General features: G+C 60.5%; 11 protein-coding genes. 3 read left to right on the top strand and 8 right to left on the bottom strand.

Features of this window, described 5'->3' with window-relative positions:
* The first annotated feature begins 233 nt into the window (after window positions 1-233).
* Complete coding sequence (gene secD / locus PLL20_11500; GenBank protein HPD30613.1) at window positions 234-4,313, top strand: protein translocase subunit SecD; 4,080 nt, start codon at window positions 234-236, stop codon at window positions 4,311-4,313.
* A 113-nt stretch (window positions 4,314-4,426) separates the two neighbouring features.
* On the opposite strand, the gene PLL20_11495 is transcribed toward secD, so the two are convergent.
* The gene (locus PLL20_11495) at window positions 4,427-5,755 is read right to left on the bottom strand and encodes an AAA family ATPase (protein HPD30612.1); all 1,329 of its coding nucleotides are present in this window, start codon (window positions 5,753-5,755) and stop codon (window positions 4,427-4,429) included.
* 292 nt (window positions 5,756-6,047) lie between these two features.
* Between PLL20_11495 and PLL20_11490 the strand changes: the two genes are divergently transcribed.
* Complete coding sequence (locus PLL20_11490; GenBank protein HPD30611.1) at window positions 6,048-9,293, top strand: heparinase II/III family protein; 3,246 nt, start codon at window positions 6,048-6,050, stop codon at window positions 9,291-9,293.
* 31 nt (window positions 9,294-9,324) lie between these two features.
* On the opposite strand, the gene PLL20_11485 is transcribed toward PLL20_11490, so the two are convergent.
* The 4 genes from PLL20_11485 to PLL20_11470 all read right to left on the bottom strand — a co-directional run bounded on the left by PLL20_11485 (window position 9,325) and on the right by PLL20_11470 (window position 15,184).
* Window positions 9,325-10,173: a sugar phosphate isomerase/epimerase family protein gene (locus tag PLL20_11485; GenBank protein ID HPD30610.1), complete on the bottom strand. Its 849-nt coding sequence runs from the start codon at window positions 10,171-10,173 to the stop codon at window positions 9,325-9,327.
* A gap of 106 nt (window positions 10,174-10,279) precedes the next feature.
* Entirely contained in the window at window positions 10,280-10,906 is a 627-nt protein-coding gene (locus tag PLL20_11480) for a hypothetical protein (protein HPD30609.1), read from the bottom strand.
* A 285-nt stretch (window positions 10,907-11,191) separates the two neighbouring features.
* On the bottom strand, window positions 11,192-12,217 hold the full coding sequence (locus PLL20_11475; GenBank protein ID HPD30608.1) for a prepilin-type N-terminal cleavage/methylation domain-containing protein: 1,026 nt from the start codon (window positions 12,215-12,217) through the stop codon (window positions 11,192-11,194).
* Between the two features lie 351 nt (window positions 12,218-12,568).
* Window positions 12,569-15,184, bottom strand: coding sequence for a carbohydrate-binding protein (locus PLL20_11470; protein ID HPD30607.1), 2,616 nt, complete (start codon window positions 15,182-15,184; stop codon window positions 12,569-12,571).
* Between the two features lie 836 nt (window positions 15,185-16,020).
* On the opposite strand from PLL20_11470, the gene PLL20_11465 reads away from it, so the two are divergent.
* Window positions 16,021-16,881, top strand: coding sequence for a type II secretion system protein (locus PLL20_11465; GenBank protein HPD30606.1), 861 nt, complete (start codon window positions 16,021-16,023; stop codon window positions 16,879-16,881).
* Window positions 16,882-17,017: 136 nt separating this feature from the next.
* Here PLL20_11465 and PLL20_11460 read toward each other — a convergent pair whose 3' ends face one another.
* The 3 genes from PLL20_11460 to PLL20_11450 form a co-directional block, all read right to left on the bottom strand.
* Window positions 17,018-17,782 carry a hypothetical protein gene (locus PLL20_11460; protein ID HPD30605.1) on the bottom strand — a complete coding sequence of 255 codons (765 nt, stop codon included), beginning with the start codon at window positions 17,780-17,782 and terminating at the stop codon, window positions 17,018-17,020.
* A gap of 78 nt (window positions 17,783-17,860) precedes the next feature.
* The gene (locus PLL20_11455) at window positions 17,861-18,754 is read right to left on the bottom strand and encodes a DUF5060 domain-containing protein (protein ID HPD30604.1); all 894 of its coding nucleotides are present in this window, start codon (window positions 18,752-18,754) and stop codon (window positions 17,861-17,863) included.
* 315 nt (window positions 18,755-19,069) lie between these two features.
* Window positions 19,070-20,140 carry a LacI family DNA-binding transcriptional regulator gene (locus PLL20_11450; GenBank protein HPD30603.1) on the bottom strand — a complete coding sequence of 357 codons (1,071 nt, stop codon included), beginning with the start codon at window positions 20,138-20,140 and terminating at the stop codon, window positions 19,070-19,072.
* Between the last annotated feature and the right edge of the window lie 371 nt (window positions 20,141-20,511).

The following is a 20,511-nucleotide window of genomic DNA, read 5'->3' as shown; positions in this document are numbered from 1 at the left end:
GAGACAGCGCTGTCGACTTATCTGTCGTGAATCCCATGCACCTCCTTTCATGGGGTAGATGACGCTTGGTGAGGGCAAGTCATCGCCCGTGGAATCATCTTCCCGTGTACTTGCAGCCGCCTCGCCGTGGTTCGGAATGACTGGACTTATCACAAAGAAATGCCGTTAGTGGACAGGTGAATGAGACGAGGACATCCGGCGACGGATGCCATTGCGATTCTGAGGTAATTGTCATGGGCGAGAAGAATCTGTGGTCGAAAGTCGGCCTGATCGTGATTTTTGCCGGCCTGTCGTTGTGGCAGACCTACCCTTTTACGACGGAACAGCTCAAGCCGGGCATCGACCTGGGCGGCGGGCACAGTCTGCTGTTTGAGATCGATGACACAGGGGACAGCAGTTACGACCTTGCCAAGCGGGTGATGAACGTGCTCAAGAACCGCGTGGACCCGCAAGGGAACCGGAACCTCATCTGGCGGCCGATCGGGCGCAACCGCCTTGAAATCCAAATCCCGAGGGCGCCTGAGCATCAGCGGCGAAACCGCGAGAAGTACAACCATGCCCGGCAGGCCCTGATCGACACGTACATCAGCGAGCCACAGATCCGACAGGCCCTCAGATTGCCTCCGGCCCAGCGCGATGAGGCGATCAATCGGCTGGTGGGCAAGTATGAGAGCCGAAGACCGCTGTTCGAGGAGCTGGTCAGGGTGGACGAGCAGTATAGGGAGCTGAGCAGTCGCTTCGAGAAGGAGGGTGCAACGACGCAGCCGGCACAGACTCAGCCTTCGGCTGAGACGTCGCTGGCGCAACAAGTGGACGATGCGTTCAAGAAGCGGAACGAGTTGATCAAGCAACTGGTTGCCAAGAACCTCGAAATCCGGGTTCTGGAGGACCTGCTGGCTCTGGGCAGAAAGAGCGCCACTCGCGTTGAGGGAATCGAGCGGCTCAAGAGCGAACACAGTGACCTCGCTGAGCTGATCGACAACATGATCCGCACGTACGATGCGTGCGCCCGATATCGGGGTTCGCTCGATGATCCGGCGGACCTGATGCGTCTCCTGAAGGGGGCCGGTGTTCTGGAGTTTCGCATCCTGGCGACGCGCTCACCGGGCAACCTGGCGATGACCGACGCGAAGAATCCGGAGTACCAGGTGGAGATCTCAACCTATGAGAATAACTTGTCGCGGTTCGGGCCGCGCGTCCAGACCGGTGACAAGTTCATGTGGATCAAGATCGCCAAGCCGGATCCGGGCGACTGGTCTGAACGGTACTACATCATTCGTGAGTACGCGGGTTCGCAGTATGTTCTGGCCCACGCGACGCCGGACATGGGATTGTTGAGAAACACGGGGTGGACGCTGGCCGGGGCATATCCCGGCCGCGACCGGTTGGGTCGCCTGGCCATTGACTTCCAACTGGGCGGGAACGGTCCAGCGCAGTTCTGGGAATTGACCAACAACAACATCGGGCGGCCCTTGTGCATCGTCCTGGACGACGAGGCCATCTCCTCGGCGAACATCCACAGCGCCATCTCGGACAGGGGCCAGATCACCGGCCGGTTCACGCCGCAGCGAGTCGACTACATCGTTCGCACGTTGGAGGCGGGTTCTCTGCCGGCCAAGCTCAAGGAAGTCCCGCTGCAACAGAACAGCGTGGGCCCCTCGCTGGGTGAAACCAACCGCCGGATGGGTTTCCGGGCCTCGGTCATGGCGTTCGTTGTGGTGGCGGTGTTCATGGCCGTCTACTACTTCTATAACGGCGCGATCGCCGATATCGCCCTCTTGCTGAACATGGTCATCACGCTGGGCATTATGAGCTTTCTGCAGGCCACGTTTACGCTGCCGGGCATCGCCGGTCTGGTGCTGACATTGGGCATGGCGGTGGACGCGAACGTGCTGATTTATGAGCGCATGCGCGAGGAGTTGCAGCGAGGCATTTCGGTCAGGATGGCCGCGAAGCTGGGTTACGAGAAGGCGTTCAGCGCCATTCTCGACTCGAACGTGACCACGATTATCACGGCCGTGATCCTGGGAGTCATCGGCAGCGAAGAGATCAGAGGTTTCGGCCTGACGCTGGGCATCGGCTTGTGCACAAGCATGTTTACAGCCTTGTTCGTGACCCGCCAGTATTTCCACATCATGGTGCCCAATACCTTGAACCGAGAGGAAACGAACAAGGCCTGGCTGGGCACGGGCATTCTGGTGGTAGCGGCAGGGGTATTGATGGGAACAGGGTACCTGGCGAACAATCCCGACACTCTTCAGGATTCGCGTCTTTACGGGCTTGGTGTCTTCGTGGCCTGGCTGGCGGGAACTGCGGTAGTGTTGATGGCCGGCTTGTGGTTGTTCCGTTTCCTGTATGGGGCAACCGGCCACCGGCAAGCCAACCGTCTGCCGATGTTCAAACTGCTGAGCGCACCGAACATCAACTGGATGGCCAAGTATCGCATCTTCTGGGCCTGCTCCGCGGCGGTGATCGGCATCGGCCTGCTCGGCATGTTCATGGTGAAGCCTGCCGATTACATGGACATCGAGTTCATCGGAGGAACCAGTGTCCAGATAGAGATCAAGGCCGACAGTCAGAAGCAGCTCAACGATGAGAAGATTCAGCAGCTTGTCGCCAACGACGCGGCCAACTGGCTCAGGCAGGCCGCAACGTGGCTGGCCGGCGCGACGGTCACCGAGGTGGGCGAAAACCGTTTCCGGGTCACGACGCCGGGCGATCTGACGGCGTCTCAAATCACGTCGTTATTGATGCCCACCCTTGAGGAGGATGATGCGGTCGCTCGTAACGGCGTCACGCCGACCGAGGACGGTAAGGGCGTGATCGTCCAGGTCAAGGTTCCCACGAGAACCTCCGAAGAGGAAGCCCCCAAGCCGTTGGACCTGGCCGGCGTTCAGGAAGAGGTGAGGAAAGCGGCCGAATACGCTTCAAACGCCTGGCGCAATCTGATGTCGGCCCGCGTGCAGACGATCGAGCTGGCCTCGGAGGGTGAGAAGCGAGAGGCATACGAGGTCATCGTCACCGAGCCGCGCAAGACGCTGGTGGCCGAGGCGATGTTGGCGACCATGGGGGAGATCCTTGAGGTGACGCCCGCGGTCGACGCCCGGCTGGAAACCGACCCCGACAGAGCCCCTGAAGGGATCTATCCAATCAAGAGCGACGCCGTGGTGTTGGCGGACGTCATCGGCGGACACTCTCAGGCCCAGATCGTCCAGAGGGTTCGACGGGGCGAAGCCATGGAATCGGACACGATCGATTTCCATGGTGGACTGGTCATGGTCTTTGATGGTTTGAACCCCGCGCAAAGTGCCGCCCAGTTGGAAGCGAGAATCAAGCGGATGCGGCTGCAGCCGGGCTTCGAGGATCAGGGGTCGCGCCCCACGAGAGTGATCGGCCTTGAGGCCGCGGGAGGAGGCGATCCGGCCGTGGATCCGTGCACGCGCGTGGCCATCATGGTCAAGGACCCGGTCTTCAGCTACCTCGATGAAGAGGACAACACCAAGTGGCTTGGCGACGTGGCCAGGAAGGAGGTTAACCTGGTGAAGGAGGCGCTGGCGACCAGCCTGTCGCTGCAGCGAGTGACGCAGTTCTCTCCCCAGGTAGCCAGCGAGGCGATCACCAAGGCGATTATCGCCGTGGTGCTGTCTCTTATCGCCATCGCCGCCTATCTGTGGATCCGGTTCGGGTCGCTGACCTTCGGCCTGGCGGGCATTCTCGCCCTTTATCACGACGTGGCCATTGCCCTGGCGGGCATTTTCATCGCCCACCACGTCTGGCACACACGGGTGGGCGAGGTGCTCATGCTTCGCGATTTTCGGATCGACCTGAACATCGTCGCCGCCCTTCTGACCATCGTGGGCTTCTCGATCAACGACACGATCGTGATTTTTGACCGCATTCGTGAGAACCGCGGCCGTATTGCGACGATCTCAGCCCGGCTGATCAACGACTCATTGAACCAGACCTTGTCGCGGACCATCCTGACGACGTTGACCGTGTTGATGACGCTGTTCGTCATGTATTTCTTCGGCGGCGAGGGCATTCACGGTTTCGCTTTCGCGATGATCGTCGGTTCGCTCAGCGGTACGTACAGTACGTTGGCTATCGCCACGCCGTTGATCCACCATCCGCGGATCCTTTGGGTGGTGACGGTAGTGCTTGCCGGTCTGACGCTTGCCGGTCTGGCATGGATGATCCCCGGCCGCATGGTGTCGAGGGTGTTGCCGCTGGTGATTCTGGGGCTGTCGGTTGTCGTGCTGGTCGTTTTGGCCCGGAGCTTCGCCCGAGAGGACCGAGCAGCTTCGCCCGCCTGATTTGCGGCCGGATTCGGCCTTTTGAAAAACGAACGGGCCTCGGTTCGCCTGAATACCGGGCGGACCGAGGCCTGTTGCGCTAAAGCGTCATGTCCGGCGGGTGATGCCGGTTCTCACGTCCCCTCCATGACCGTGAAGTAGACGCTGACGGCGTAATCAAGCGTTTCTTCGTCGAGGTGGACGGGGATCTTGTTGTACTCGCAGTAGTTCTTGGAAAGCATGACCAGGTCGCGCGGCTGGCAACAGCGGAAGGGACGACCCGTTTGTGCATAGTGTTTGTCGATCAGCTTCGTGACCAGTGCGTCGTCGTACTTGATCCCGAGGAAGTCGCACATCATTTGCATCAGCTTGCGGTATTCTTCCTCAGACGGGTTGTCGACGTGGATCTTGTAGGGGATACGCCTCAGGAAGGCGTCGTCGACGAGGTCCTTCGGCTCGAGGTTGGTCGAGAAGATCAGGAGCTGATCGAACGGCACCTGGATTTTCACGCCGTTGGCGAGGGCCAGAAAGTCGAAGCGCTTTTCCAGCGGCACGATCCAGCGGTTGAGCAGTTCGAAGGGGTTCATGCGCTGCCGGCCGAAGTCATCGATCACCAGCGTGCCGCAGTTGCTTTTGAGCTGCATCGAGGCTTCGCTGACCCGGGTCGTGGGATTCCAGCGGATTTCGAGCTGATCCATGGTCAATTCGCCGCCGACCACGACGGTGGGGCGTTTGATTCGCACCCATCGCTCGTCGACGGCGGCGGTCTTGAAGATCGACGACTTGGGTAACGGAATCCGCTCATGAATCTCGGGGTCGAAGAGCTTGACGATGAAGCCGTCGATGTGGATGGCATAGGGAATGTAGATCTCGCTTCCGAAACAGCGGGTGATCCGCTCGGCAATACTGGTTTTTCCGTTTCCGGGAGGGCCATAGAGGAACAGGCCGCGTCCGGAATTGATCGCCGGTCCGAGGGTCGAGAACATCCTTTCGTTGATGAGCAGGTCGGAAAAGGCGTTTCTGAGCTGATCAGGGCCGGGCTTCTCATTGGTGATCGATTGAGCGGCGACTGCCTTGCAGTAGGCGTCGAGCGGAACGGGGGCGGCGCCGAAATACATGCTCTCTTCCATGAACTGCCGGGCTCGCCCGCGGCCGGCCTCGGTCAACGTGTAGGTGAAGTCGCCCATGTTGGCGTTGCCCACGTAGCCGAGGAGTTGTTGCTTCTTGAGATCCGTCAGCCGTTCGACGACCAGCGGGTGAGGCAACGCCAGCGTGGAGGCGATTTTGGCGCCCGGTGCCGAACCGACGTTCATGAGGTACTTGAAGATCAGGGCGTCGACCATCTCGTTGGTCAGACCGGCCTGCTCGAGGGACTCGGGGGGAACGGGTTGGTAGATATTCGTCGTTGCGGAGGACGCCGTTTGAGCCGGCGGTTCCGCGACCGCAGCGTTGCTGAGTGGCATCCTGACCTCCTTCAGAGCGATAAAAACTATCCTCTTGCCATTTGAACGCTTGTTGACAGGCGCGCTGTCATCCAGAGGCTGCCTGGTGGGTCATCGGTGATCCGAAGGCGGGCCTTGAAGTCGGATGGAGACCCGATAACTAACAGGCGCGAAGCGGGCGGGTTATAATCGGTTCCCGTCTCGCGGATTTCTGCGCGGCTGATATGCGTGCGGCTGGGATGACGCCCAACGGCGGACGTCCTTCCCCGGTGGTGGCGGTTATGAAAGTACGGATGACGGGGGTGAGGCCGAGATGGTGATCAGGCTGCGGAGCGTGCTCGTTGCGATGGTGGTTGCCTGGCCGGCGCTTCTTGTGCCGCCGGTCTTGCGTGCCGGGGACATGCCTGTCGGCGGGGTTCATGTGAAGATTCTGCCCCCGCTGCCCGTGTGGCCCTCGGACTACGAGACGATCACCGAGCGCCGGCCGACATTTCACATCTGCGGCCTGTCTTCCGCCACGAAGTACCGCGTGGAACTGGCTCGCGACGCCGCTTTTGCCGACGGCTTCACCCTGACTGAATTCGAGATCACGGACACCTCGGGCATCTCGCCCGTGGTGTTGGTGGCTTACCAGGGTGAGCCTCTGCCCGACGGGCAGTACTACTGGCGGGCCTTTTGCGGCGACGACGAGGGGTTTTGGACGCCGCCGGCCAACTATCGGACCTTCTTCGTTTCCCAGACCGATCGGGATGCCGTGGTCGTGCCCCCGGATCTGGCTCATCCCTACCTTCTGGTCGACGCCTCGGAGATTGCGGCTCTTCGCGAAAGGATCGGCCAATCCGAAAGGCTTCGTCGCGGTTGGCAGTACCAGGTCAACGCCGCGCACAGCGCCCTCGAGCTCGAACCGGTCACCGAGCAGTATGCAAAGGGCGGTGTCGGCCAGCACGGAAACTACAGCGTTTCAAGTGGTTGGTACCATCGGCATCTGGAGAACGTGGCGTTTGTCGCCGCTGTGACCGGCGACAAGACCCTGGCGGCCAAGGGCGTCGAAATGCTCATGACCGCCTGTTCGTACGAGCGTTGGCTGGGCCCGTTGTTTGACGATCCGAAGCACTTTGATCCGCCGTGGCGATCAGCGTTGGAGACGGCCATGATGGTCGAGGCGGTGGCCGTCGGCTATGACCTGCTTTATCCGCACCTGACCGATGCGCAACGGCAGACCGTTCGACAGGCCTTGGCAGACAAGGGTATTCGCATGCTGGTCCGCGAATGGGCCGATCCGATAGGCTCATCACAGATTCCCCGTCACCAGACCCCCACCGGAAACTGGGTGATGGTATGCTCGGCCTCGGCCGGGCTGGGGGCCTTGGCCATTCTTGGCGCGCAACCCGAAGCCCCGCATTGGACTCGACTGGTGCGCAACCGCGTTCGCGCCTGGCTCCACGATCGCGGCGGCGACTGGTACGTCGACAACCCCTGGCCGGTGAATCGTCCGAAGCCGATTCCGGTGATCGGCCCGTCCGAACCGAACTTCGGCCGCGACGGCGGCTACAAGGAGAGCATCAGCTACATGAACTACGGCACACGCTACGTCTGCGACTTCGCCAATGCCTTGCGTCGGGTCACCGGCGAGAATCTGTTTACGCATGTGCCGGAAAACCTGCTCGACCACATGGCGTGGAGCATCATCGCCTGGGAAGAAAGCGGTGCCGTCAAGTCTGCGGTGGTCGATTTCGGCGACGAGGGGGGCACCACTTCATGGTATGGAGACCTGCTGACTTGTCTGATGAAGAATCGCAACGACGGCCTGGCCGCGTGGCTATATCGCCGTACGACGCCGGTACCCGGCACACCGCGCATCCTGCTATGGGACGACCCCGGACTGCGCGAAAAGGAACCGCAGGCCGGCGCATGTATCCGAGCCTTTCAGGATATCGGGCAGGTGGTGATGCGTTGTGGCTGGGGCCCGTATGACCCCATGGCGGCGATCAAGTTTCACCAGAATCGCGGACATCATGACATCGGCACGTTTTATCTGTTCGGCGGCGGTCGGCCGACAATCATCGACTCGGGCTCAGCCAATTACAACAGTCCCATTTACGGCAGTTGCCTTTCCAGGACCGTCGCTCACAACGTGGTCATGGTGGATAATGAGAATCAGGTACGCGCGGACGGCGAGCTCCTTGCGGCCGTCGGGACTTCGCTCATCGGTGCGGCATCGGGACAGCTCAAGGCTGCATATCCGGACAAGCTGGAATCGTGGACGCGGGACCTGGTTTTCACACGGCATGGCCTCGTCGTGATTTGTGACCGGCTTGAGGGCAAAGGCGAACATCAATTCGACCTGATTCTGCATCCCGAGAATCCCTTTGGGATGAGCGGTCCGAACGATCTGGAAATCGGTCGCGGGCCACACAAGTGCCTCTTGCAGGTGCTGGCGGATATGCCGCTTCAGGCGATTCTCCAGGATGGCTACCATCGGACCTTGCCGAGGAAATACGTCCGCTTCCGCGCAGAGAAGCCGGCTTCTCACGTGTCTTTTGTCACGGTGTGTCGCTGGCCGACACAGGTCGGCTCCGGGTTTGTGGTCCCGCACTGTGTCGTGCGTTCGCTTGGACCCGGCTCGTATCAAACCGTGGATGAGGAGGGCGAAGAATCGCAGGCTTTCTGGTTAAGCGTCACGGGCGCGGACTCGGGCAACAAGGAGCGGCTCCGGTCGGATGCTCGTGTAGCTGCTGCCATGCCCACAGGCATCAGGCCATCCGGCCGAGAGGAGGTTCAGGATGGGGCCGTCGTTTTCCTCAACGGGACATACGTCAATCTGCGAGGCGCGGAGGTGCTCAGGGCCAACCATCGTCTTTCCGGGGCTGTCGAGTGGCCGCACCTGAAAGACGCCCCCCAGATGATCGCCCAATTCTGGGCTGAACGGCCGACGTCGGTCACCCTCGCTGTGGATCGTGGAGCGCAGGTGAAGTGGGTCCGGCTTGGTGGCCGGCCGGTGGATTTCAAGCAGCATGAGAACCTGGTGTCGATCGCTCTTCCGGAAGGGCGGAGTGAATTGACCATCGGTTCATACCCGCGGCTGTCCCCTGCCCGGACAGGTATCGAAGATGCGCGGTATGGAACCGACTTGCTTCACGTCAGGGCGGATGTCAACGTACCGGCCTATCAGGAAGGCGTCCGCACGCGGGCCAGTAGTTCGTGGACGGACGGGGTTGATGCTCTCGACGGCGATGTCAACACGAGCTGGGTGTCGTTGCCGGGGCTGCCCATGCCGCAGTGGTTGGAGGTGCGTTTGCCGCAGCCGACGGGGATGACGGAGATGGAGATTCGCACACCCTTGCCGACGGCCGGACGCGTGGAAAGCTGGGATATGGGGGCTAATGAATGGAGATTGCTTGGCCCCTTCGAGACCACCGCCGATCAACCGGCGGCAACGGTTGTCTTCAGCCGGATCCTGACTGATCGTTTCCGAGCGGTCGTGGAACGTATCGATCCGGCCAACCAGTCGGCAATCATTGCCGAATGGCGGTGGTCAGCGGCGGTGTCTCGGAGATGATTCATCGACGGCCCGAAACCTCGCGGCCGGCTTACATTCTCATGATCACATCAAGAGCCGCGCTGGTGCGGGCCAGGGTGCCCGGATCCCAGGGCATCATTTCGGCCACGAGGGTTGCGTTGTAGCCCACGCCGCGAAGGGCATCCATCACTTCGGCCCAGGGAACCTGCCCGGCACCTAGGTCGCAGAATGAGTACGCGCCGAGCCAACCGAAGTTCAGATTGTAGTCTTTGATGTGCACGCGCTTGATCCGCTTGCCGAGCAGCTCGATCCAGTGCGGCGGATGCTGATGGTAACCCATGCCGTTGCCGACGTCGAAATAAACCCCCAGACGCTTGCTACCGAATGAGTCGATGAACTGGATGAACTCCAGCGGCGAGTAGAACATGCCGTTCCAGACGTTTTCGACGCACAGATCGACGCCGACTTTCTCGGCCACGTCCAGCAGCTTCTTGACACCCTCGCGGGCCCGCTCGACGGCGATGTCGTAACGCACGACGTCCGGGCAGATGGGGCTCTTGACCACGCCGGGCACGTAGAGCATGGCCCTGCAACCCAGCCAAGCCGCCCGCTGCAGAGCGTCGGAGTGGAGCTCGATCGATTTCTGCCGCACGGCCGGGTCATCGCTCGTCGGATTGAAGCCCCAGCACATCCCGCTGGCGAGCGTCTCGACGATCACCCCCGAAGCGTCGATCTTCTTGCGGATGGCCTCGCAATCGGCCTGCGAGGTCGAAGTCGTCAGCACGCCGTCGGTGCCGATGCACAACTCCAACCCCGCAAACCCGGCCTCCCTGGTCACCCTGAGCGCCTCCTCGATCGTCGTCTTGCCGGCCAAGCCGTCTTTCGTGGACCAGTAGCTGATGCATTTGATCATTTTCATGCCCTCACTTCGTGGTGGAGTTGTTGCTGCCTTTTTCCGGCGACACCCTATCGCCATGGCTTCGAGGCGTCAACAGAATACGCCGTATCGGGTCAACCGCCGTGGCTCATCGCGTTCGTCTGACCATTTCCTCCAAGCCGTCGGCGCACAGGCTGGACCAGGTTTCCATGTCGTCGCGGATCTCATGCAGCTCGGCCGGCGTCATGAAGGACATCTGAGTGATCATCTGCTCGCGTTTGGTGACCTTGGGCGCGTCTAGGACCCATAGGTGGACGATCCCGAGGTGGACCTGGCCGACTTCGTTGCGGTCGTCGTTGAGCAGGGCCACGATATGGTCGGTGTGGCCGGCCTCGACGGATACTTCCTCGGCCACCTCACGTTCCACGGCCGTCCGGTAAGCGTCGCGGAAATCGGAGCTGAACAGGGGCATGTCGTCGCCGGGGTTGATGTGGCCGCCAATCCCGATGGACCGCAGCCCGATCAGCCGCGCCTCGCCCGCCCTGCGCCCGCGGACGTAGCTCAGGTACTTGCCGTCGTGAGTCATGATGACATACGGGATGAGCTGCTTATACGCGGGGTCCTTCTCGGCCTGTGACCGAAGCATGAACCGCGGAACGTCCTTTGCAAAAAGCTTGTCGAGATAACGTTCCACGTCAAACTGCAGGCCGTGGAACATGCCCACCTCTTCCACCACCCTCCGCTCGACCACCAGCACCTGTTCATTCTGGGCCATGAAGTCACTCCAGGCGCGCGGTTGCGGGTGCCACGGCCACAGCTCTTTCAGATGAGCCGTTTTGGCCGTAGGCCCCGAGCGCCTGGCGGAATGGTAATGGATTCGCCCAGCATGCAAAAGCGCTCCGGGCAGATCATGCCAAGGGGCTACGGGGTGTCGTGAGGTGGTGTCCTTACAAGTGAAGCCGGTCACGTTGGACCTTGACTTGAGACAAGAACGCTTCCGCAGCAGCAGGGATTTGTTAAATCCCCCAGATGCAGGCCCTTCTCGTACTCGTGACTTCTGTCACTCCGCTGGCAGGCCGGGGACTATCCAGCCGGGCGGGCGTTGCGGGTGCCACGGCGAGGGTAAATCCTCGTTTAGGGGCGGAACCAGTTTCTGGGGTACCATACGTTCGACATGCGTGTCCAGAAAACAGACGTTCACTCGCCTGTTGTGGCGAGGGTCGACCCATTCGTACTTCTCTCTTCCCGGCTTGCCGTCGCCCCGGCGTTTGCCGTCGTAGGCTGAAATGACGCCAAACCGGCTTTCGACCACCGCCGCCCAATCGGTGTAGTCGAGGTACAGGATGTTGTACGGTTTCGCGCCCGGGATGGCGGCCGACAGGTTCATTCCGTAGCTGCCCCACAGGGTGGGCAACTGGTAACGCGGCGTCGTGCTGAAGTACTCGGCAAGCAACTTGCCCTTGTAATCAAACATACTCAGCGCGCGGCCCGTCCCCGCCTTCACGGCGTAGACTTCGGCGATCTTGCCGTCGCCCAAGGGCTTGGTGTAAACATAGGCATCGTCGAAATCCGCATCGCCTGCACCGCTGCCCAACTGCTCCATCGCCTCCGTTTCCATGTCCGCCCGATAGAAGCCTTGGCCGTCCGGATTCGGATTTCGGCGGAAATATGGGCTGTCTGTCGAGAGGGCCGGATAGGTAAAGCCTGTCCGGTATTGTCTGATCAGGACCGGGGCGATGGGCACCAGTGTTTCCGTGGACGGGCATTTGAACATGTCGGCCTGCCCTTTCATAACCCTCAGGACGTGAGTTGCCCATCCCCGGTGCGCCGGGACCATGTTCTTGTTGCCCTCGGTCATCCAAATGGTGCCGGCCTGAGCCAACTGCCTTTGTTGGTGTCCGCAGACGGTAGCCCTGGCGTTTTCCCTCGCCGCCTTGAGCGAGGGCAAGAGGATGGCAATCAACAGTGCGATGATCGCCACGACGACTAGGACTTCGATCAACGTGAAGGCCGTCTGCCGGCGGTTGCTCGAACCAGCCTCAATAACCTTTCCGCTCCCTGAACGATGACATGTGGAAGTGATCATGTTGCACCTCCTGGCATCCCTGAGCAACCAAGCCCATCCCTGAACATAGTCTTCTATGATGACCGTTTACTATTATACCTCATAGACGTCCGTCTTGGCCAAACAAACCCTCGCGGCCCCATGCCTGCGGCTAAAGCTTTTCCGCTACGCGGCTCGGCGTCGGCCGGCAAGTCGGGTCGATCGGACACACCGGCGTTCGCAAGACCACGGGCCGTGGCCGCCGCGATGCCCTTATCGTGGGGCCGCCTTAAAGCTTCGAAACCAATTGCTGATCCTGGCATTAGTACGCATTGCCAGTACACGAACGCTCGCGTGCCGGAATCATCGCCGCTGCGCGGTGGCGCCCCCCGATCATAATGGATCGTCACACGCCGGGTTGGCCGATATGCCGGCTCCCGAGGCACAGGCCTCGAAGGCGTCGTACTCTGTCTGATCGATATCGTTGTCGCCGTCGGATTCCATGCAGCGGCAGTCGGCGCTCATCGTTGCCCAGTCGGTCATGAAGCAGGCCTGGAAGACGGCAAAATCCGCCTGGTCCACGTCGCCGTCATCGTCGATGTCGAATGCCGGGTCGTGCGTGCAGCAGACCGGATTGTTCACACAATCCGAGTCGGCGCAGTCGGTGTAACCGTCACAGTCGTCGTCGATGCCGTTTGTGCAGACTTCGGCCCTCCAGCCAAGGCAGTCCGGATCGGCACAGTCGGCCAGGGTGTCACCGTCATCATCCACACCGTTATCGCAGATCTCCAGCCACGTGCCGAGCCTCGTGCCGTCCGGAGCCCACGCGCCGCCCGCGCCGGTCATCTTTACGTAGTCGATGTATCCCTCGCTCATGAACCGGCGGTTGTTGTCGTTGAAGCCGATGTACGGGTCGAAGGTCGTCTGGCGGCTCGTGCGCACCCAGCTCGCGACCTCCGTGCCGTCCAGCCAAAGCTTGTGCTGCACCTCGTTGTCAGCGAGCACCCACGCCGCCCCGTGCAGCACATGCCATTCGTTGGTGATATCGCCCGAAACCCATCCCGTACCTCCGGCATCGTCTCTGACCGAAATGCCGGTCCGTGTCGTCTCGTTCGTATGCTGCACGGTAATACCGAAATGAGCGTTCGCGCCCGTCGCCCCCTGCAGATCGCTGACAAAACGCAGGAACTTCTGCGACTGGGTCGGTGAACCCAGCTCGTTCCGCATGTGCCGCGTTAACTTGAACCGGCACGTCCAGGCGAGGCCTTGCGACATGTTCTGCGGCGTGCAGGTTTCTTTCTTGTAGGCCGCCGAATCGACCTTGTTGAAGGTGTCATGATCCCAGAAGTAATAAGCGGCGAGATTGGCGTCGTCGAACAGGTGGAGGATCGCGTTGGCTGAATCCGCCGGATCCGTCTCGACTTGCCAGAAGCAAGAATTATCCTCGCTCATTTTGCTGGGACGCTCTTTCCACGGAGCCTTGTCCTCAGTGGTAAACGTGCCGTCCATGGCCACGCCTTCGTTCTCCCAGAACCACGGCACAAAGAGCGGCGCGCCGGTGTTGCCGGGAGTCCCGGCCAGCGGTTCCGGCGCGATCCACAGTTCGTCGATCTGGCCGTCAAAGGTCTGGTTGACCGAGTTGGCGTTGCCCATGATGTGGCCGCCAATCACCAGCGGTCCGTTATTGGGTACGTTGGTCGGAGACAAGCCGGTCACCCGCTCCGGCGGCAGATTATCTACAACAAAGATGACTTCTTTCTTAACCGCGTTGTATGACACCGTTACATGATGCCACAACGCACCGCCCGAGGCGGCCGGATCGTAGACCTGCAGTCGGCTTACCACCCTGTCGGTTCCCGATCCGTCAGCTCTGCCAAACAGGACCACGATTTCCTTTCCGGTCAGGCCCGCATAATTCGGCCAATCGGGCTCCGGATTGATCCATGTCGCGTTGTTCACATAGTCGGCACCGTTGACCAGCACCGCGTAGTCCGTGAAGTTGTCGCTGGTCATGAAGGCTTTCTTATGAATCAGCCATTGGCGCGTCGTGCTGTTCCCGATGTCGCCGGCCGTCTCGAGCTTGACCCAGGCCTCGACCGTCCAGCTCTTGTCGGCGCCCCTGTCCAGAGTCTCGCTATCTGCGACGGTAATGTAAGCTCCCATATCCCGCTCGAAATCCGCCGAGGTGGCATTGCGGGGGGCGCCGTGCGCCGGCCAGTTTGGAGCGGGAGCGTCGTTCGGTGCCGCGGGAGGCGTCGGAGTGGTGGCTCCCGGGTATGGAATCGTCGGCCAAGCGACTGGCGGAATCAAGGCTGAATAAGCAACGTTGGTGGCGGTGCCATTGTTGCCATTGGCCGTCTGGTCAAGAACGGTCGGCCCGCCGCCGTCGTTGTCAAACCGCCAGAAAGCCAGACCGGGCCGGTCGAAGGTCTCAACATATGGGGTGAACGAGAACCAGTTGATCTTGACGCCTTCAGATGCGCTGCCCGCGACCATTTCGAATCGCAGCACATGCTGTCCGGCCGGTAAGCTCACGGTCCAGGCCATTTCGTCCCAGCGGTTCCAGGCTCCACCGCTGAGGAGAGTCGTCACCGGTGTGATCGCGTTGCCGTCGAGCTTGAACTGCACCTGCGTGCCGCTGGTGTTCACCGCACAGCGCATGACCAGTTTGTAAGTACCGGCACTGGCCACCTCGACTGTGTACTCCATCCACTCGGTCGACGCGACGTTATAGACGACGGTACCTTCCACGTCGCTACCGCCGGAGGCTATCTGGATGTCCACGTCGTCGGCGCGATACGTGCTTCCTGAGTTGCCCGCCGTGGTGTCGAAGTAGGACACGTTGGCGCCGTCTGCGTCGTAGTTCTCCGCCTCGATCACACCCGGGATGGGATGCGATGCCGGGCCGGGATACGGGGTTCCTGCAAGCAGATTCTGGCCAAAGACACCGAGGGCAGCCACCATGACCCCTACGGTCCAGAACGTACTTTTGATCATGTTTCGTTTCACGATTCCTTCCTCCTCACAAGAGACTCTGCGTGCCTGAATGGAGAGTTGCGCGCGTTGCATATACGACGCTTAATCGATTCACCCGAGAGCCGCATCCGCCTCTCCTTCCCGGTCGAAACGCCTTCAAAAAACATCATCCAACAACCACATCCCTGAACTGCTGAAAATCGCTGTCAGTTCCCTGTGGTGCTATCGGCACTCCAGGGAAACAACCACAAGTTAACAGAATCCTTTCAGTAAATCAAGCGGGTTTAGCAGCCGAGGAGCCAAAAAAACGCCAAGGATCGCCGGTCACTTGAAGATAAGTAGCCATGTATTAGCACGACCTATACTGAAATTTTAGCTTGTCCTGGCGAAGTGGGTGAAATGGTTCCGACCGAGGTGTTTTTGAAATGCCAGATTGGCCAGGTGGGTGCGGCGATCGCAGGTTTCGGTCGCCTGATCATCTTAGCTAAGACAACAAAACGCATCGGAACAGACGTAAGTATTTTTATATCAACCCTTTGTGTCGCCAAGGAGGAGAGGCAAGCGGCTCTTTTCGAACATGGCGCATGGACAGCCCGGCGGTGAAATTGGTTGGCGTTGCTCGCTCAAGGGTTGTGAATTCCTGTGCAGATATTGGCTGATGCGCCGATGCAGACAAGCCGATTCGGAGGACATTATTGGCGGAGCATCGTTCCGGGCTGAAGATCTGGTGAGATGGAAATCTGAAGAGAGTTGCATTTCGGGCTTGAATCGTTTAAGATGCTCATGGTGTCATCTTTCGAAGGTCAACACCGATGGTTTAGCTATGTTTTTTTTTCGCGCGACGGGCCGTATTTGTAGGAGGTGCAGGAATGGGACGTCGCTCGCTTTCAGTTTCAGGGGATTCAAGAGGGCGCAGGGCGGACCTTGGTTTCACCTTGATCGAAGTGCTGGTCGTGCTGGCCATTATCGGCCTGCTGGTGGCGATTCTGCTGCCATCGTTAAGCAAAGCCCGGGCTATTGCTCGCGCGACTGTATGCCTCAGTAATCTCAAGCAGTTTGGCAGTGCCGAGATGGCATATGGTGCTGAAAACAACGGTTACATGGCCCGCGGCGGCGACGCAAATGCCCAGCACTGGATCAAGCTACTTCCGCGGCAGTTCGGGGATCGCCGCATCTACAAGAACGTCAACGAGGTGCCAGTGGAGGAATTCGAGATCTTCCGTTGCCCTGAGCGGTCGCTGACGTCGCCGACGCCGTTCGTCGACTATGTGGTCAATGCCGTGAGGGCCGAGATCGGTCCGGGCATGTGGGACCGGCCGTACGCAGAAATCGAGGCTCAAGGCCCTACGCCGCTGAACGATTGGAAATGCCCGGCCCGTGTGATTGTCATCGGCGACGCGGCCCTTGAGAAGGGAAAAGGCGATCAGCCGGACGCGACCACGGCTGATCACTTGACCGAAGCGCGAGTCAAGCACGGTGAGGTCATGCGCAAGCTTCGGCCGGCTTCGGAAGGCAAGTTGGATCTGCTCGACGTCTTCAAACCGAGGTACATGCAGCGAAGCTCTGAACGCCGCGCCGGTACGCGAATCCACCTCAAGAGCTTCTGCAACTGGTTGCACGGCGACGGCCACGCCGAACGGATCCTTTGGCTCAGCGACAAGCGAACCGGTGACCAATGGATGAGAATGTACGGCGTGAGAGATCCAAAGGTGACTTCCGACGTCCCGTGATCTGCGAACGGGCGGGTGCGAGCGAGCGAAGTTGTGCGATGCCGCCGCTTCCTCCGCGGGCGGCATTCCCATTATGGCTGGAGCCGCGGGCCGTCTTTGCACAAGCGAGTGAACCAGTCGGGGGAGATGAGGCATCTCAGTCCTGCAAGCAATCCGAGGGAGGATCGATCTGCGGGCCGTTCATGCAGGCCCGCAGCACGTTTACATCCGCCTGGTCGATACGCCCATTGAGGTCGAGATCGGCGATTTCGCAACCCGGGGAGGGGACGTGAGGGGACTGCGTGAGACAGCCCTGAAGGCGACCAAAATCGGCCTGATCCACATCGTTGTCCCGGTCGAAGTCACCGGTGGCCACCAGCGAACCGGGCACCGCCGTGACCAGGTAGACCCAGTCCTGGCTGTCCGGAGGACTGATCGACAACGCAATCGGGGCCTCGTGGTGGGGCAGTGATAGGTAAGCACCTGTTCGCGGGTCAAATCGCTCGACCGCGTACAGCACGCGAGGAGCCCCCTGCAGCGAGAGGCTGATCGGGCCGCCGGCTTGCCTCACGTACACGAGGTGCGCGTCAAGGCCGTTGGCCAGACAGTAGTGAATGCCTGGCCCGCTCACACGGGCGTCAGCCGGTTCCAACTCCCACCAGGGCACAGACGTGAACAACTCACGAATGTGCTGAACGTCCTCCTCCCAGTCATCGTTGCGCGGATCGTCGGGATTGAAAGGACCGGGGGCGCGGAAACCATTCCAGTAAGTCGTGCCCCATGCGGTGACAAAGTAGCCGCCGGCCATCGCGATGTCCCAGGTCGCATGTCGGATCTGTTCAAGCGTCGCGCTGTTAGGCTTGTCCACGATGCCGTCGCCGTCCATGTCCCGGAGGTAGTAAGCATATTCTGCATTGATCACGGGCTTATCGTACACGCGAGCGCTGAGGATCCCCTGATGAAGATCCGTGTATCTCTGCTGGAAGTCGCCGAATGACATCTACGGTGCCGTTGCGAACTGCGGCTCAACGGTTCCCGGATCGGGTGTGCAGTGAATGGCGATCGGCCGATCATGCGGGTCGTCGGCTGCCATCTGGCTGCCAACGGCCCCATAAAGCGGGGCATAAGGGCCTGACTCTTGCCACTCACCGACCACGACAAAAAGGACGTTGAAAGCGCTGTAACGTGCGACGATATATCGCGCGCAGCGAAGCCGGGCGGCGTCGGAGGCAAAGGATTTCCACGAGGGCGGTGCCGGATCGCTGTTGTTCCATGCCAGGAAGAGGCTGGCGGTAATCCCGGCGGCATTCAGATCGCCGACCCGCCCGTCCACTTCCTGCCAGTGGGCGGGATTGATGGTCTCGTTCATGTAACTGGCGAGCGGATTGCCTCCGGTGTTCGCTGACCACCCGCCGTGGTTCATCAATTCGGCATGGGTGAGATTGAAGCCCTGCGATGCCCGGAGGCTGATGTAGGATTGGATCGTCGATCGCTCCGAGTTTTCAGCCGAGTTGTCGGCCATCATGCCGAAGTTGGTGTCCCGGAAGAGCCAAAAAACAGCGGCGTCCTGATACTCGAGGTGGTGCGGCGTCGCCGCCCGCCGCCGGATCCCGCCCTTCAGGGTGCTCCCAACCACCGAGAACTGCCCGTACTGTCCGTTGAGGCCACTGTCGGCGGAGGACGCAAACCAGGTCCATGTTCCGAGAGCATCGGGCGAGAACCTGAGCTTCCAGGTCGCCCCGCCCTCCCCAAACAGGGGAACGGTTAGAGTCCCGCCACCCGGCCGGCTGAAGAAGCCCGTGGCGGAAGCCTCGGTGTAAGGGTTTGCGTAGCTGCCGGATGCTGTAAAGGATTGCTCGAAGACGCCGAATTGTGGGACGTTGGTTGCCGCCACCGCGGACGCAGCTGCGCAAAGCGGCAGTAACAACCTGAAGCCGACGAGAACGACGCACGTATGCTTGGAGCCGTTCAATCTTGTCGCCTTGTCCGCCGATGTGTCACAAGCCATTGTCTGCGTGGACCACGGAAATTCATACCGCCAGGCACGAGCCTCGACCCTCAGGAGAAAGCAATCTGATATGCATGAGGTATTGACCTTCTTTTCGGCATTGGCTGCCCTCACGCGGACCGATTTTCTCCTCGAGTGAGAGGATCCCAAAGGGCCCCTGGCAATCAGAGAGCCCGACCCAGCCGTGCACTCCACAGGTACTCATGCCGGCGGCGGGCCGGTCGACTGCCGCACCACCAGCGTCGGCCGAAGGGCCACATCGACGGTCGGCTGCTCGTCTCCGCGATCCGCCCGACCCAGAAGTGACACGAGTTCCCGAATCGCCATCTCTCCTAACTGCCGGACCGGGAAGGCGGCGGTTGTGAGAGGAATCTCGCAATAACGAGCTAGCTCGATGTCATCGAAACCGGTGACGGAGACGTCGTCAGGCACCCGAATCCCTCGTTCGCGAAACATTCGCAGACCGCCGACGGCCATGTAATCGTTGGGGTACATGGCGGCGGTAAACCGCACGCCGCTATCGAGCAGCCGGCCTGTCTGCCGATAAGCTTCCCCCGGGCTCAGCCCAGTCTCGACCATCAGTTCGGGATGGTAGGGAATACCAGCTTCACGAAGAGCATCGTGGTAGGCCGTATGCCGCCCATATTTCTGGATGCGCTGGAACGGCTGCGAGAAATACGCGATGTCGCGATGCCCCAAACTGATCAGGTGATCCGCCAGTATCCGCGTACCCTGGTAGACCGCGGTTGTGATTCGGCCGGTCTCCAATTCGTTAATGCCGTCAACGATGGAAATGATCGGAATTTGGCGTCGCTGGAACAGCTTGAGCAGTTCTAGGTTTGGATAAGCACCTTCCGGGCTCCGCGCCACCGGGACGATCACCAGCCCGTCAACATGGTGCTCCAAGAGCATCTGGAGGTGGCGGGCCTCGTCGGCCGGGTCATCCTCCGTCACGCACAGCATGAGACGATAGTTGAGGGAGGCGGCCGCACTTTCCAGGCCGGCGGTGATGTCAGCGAAAAACGGGTTCCTGATGTCGGGGATCAAAGAACCAAGGATCAAGCTTCTTTGCGCCCGCAGGCCGGAGGCCTGGCGGTTGGGCACGTAACCCAGTTCGTCAGCGATCTTCAAGATTCTGCGCCGGGTAGCCGCCGATACCCCTTTCGTGCCCGCCAGAGCGTAGGAAACTGTGGCGGTGCTGACACCTGCCGCCCGGGCGATGTCCTCAAGACGCATAAATGGCCTGCTGGTGCCGCTATCTCGTTTGGCCATCTGCTTAATCCTTTCAGTTGCCTATTTCATTGTAGCTTCAGACCGCGGAAATTCAAGACGCCGAGTCACTAGTTGAGCAGCTGATTCGCGGCAAAGAAGGCGAGCGCGCCTGTCCGAGAGCGAGCGTTCTTGGGGAGCAGGACCAAAACACTGCGACCTGATTGCCAAACACGCATGCAAGAAGCTTATCAGTGAGGATTAAAGTCATGACCCAAGGTGGCCTTCGGCCTCAACCCAAGAGCCGTGCTCGGCCCGCAATCCTTTCCGGGCCACCTCCTCACTCGCTTGGCCCGGAATCCTTTCCGGGCCGCATCCCCTGCGGAATCCTTTCCGCATTCGGCATTCATGACGATGTCAATCCTCCACCGAGC

The sequence above is a fragment of the Phycisphaerae bacterium genome, from assembly GCA_035384605.1.
Lineage (GTDB): Bacteria > Planctomycetota > Phycisphaerae > UBA1845 > PWPN01 > JAUCQB01.
Note: the sequence above shows the minus strand (reverse complement) of the source record. Positions and strands in the feature narration are given on the sequence as shown.

Coding starts and splice junctions, on each gene's coding strand:
- PLL20_11495 (HPD30612.1), bottom strand. CDS start 5,755: ATGCCACTCAGCAACGCTGCGGTCGCGGAACCGCCGGCTCAAACGGCG.
- PLL20_11475 (HPD30608.1), bottom strand. CDS start 12,217: ATGATCACTTCCACATGTCATCGTTCAGGGAGCGGAAAGGTTATTGAG.
- PLL20_11480 (HPD30609.1), bottom strand. CDS start 10,906: ATGGCCCAGAATGAACAGGTGCTGGTGGTCGAGCGGAGGGTGGTGGAA.
- PLL20_11465 (HPD30606.1), top strand. CDS start 16,021: ATGGGACGTCGCTCGCTTTCAGTTTCAGGGGATTCAAGAGGGCGCAGG.
- secD (HPD30613.1), top strand. CDS start 234: ATGGGCGAGAAGAATCTGTGGTCGAAAGTCGGCCTGATCGTGATTTTT.
- PLL20_11485 (HPD30610.1), bottom strand. CDS start 10,173: ATGAAAATGATCAAATGCATCAGCTACTGGTCCACGAAAGACGGCTTG.
- PLL20_11450 (HPD30603.1), bottom strand. CDS start 20,140: ATGGCCAAACGAGATAGCGGCACCAGCAGGCCATTTATGCGTCTTGAG.
- PLL20_11490 (HPD30611.1), top strand. CDS start 6,048: ATGGTGATCAGGCTGCGGAGCGTGCTCGTTGCGATGGTGGTTGCCTGG.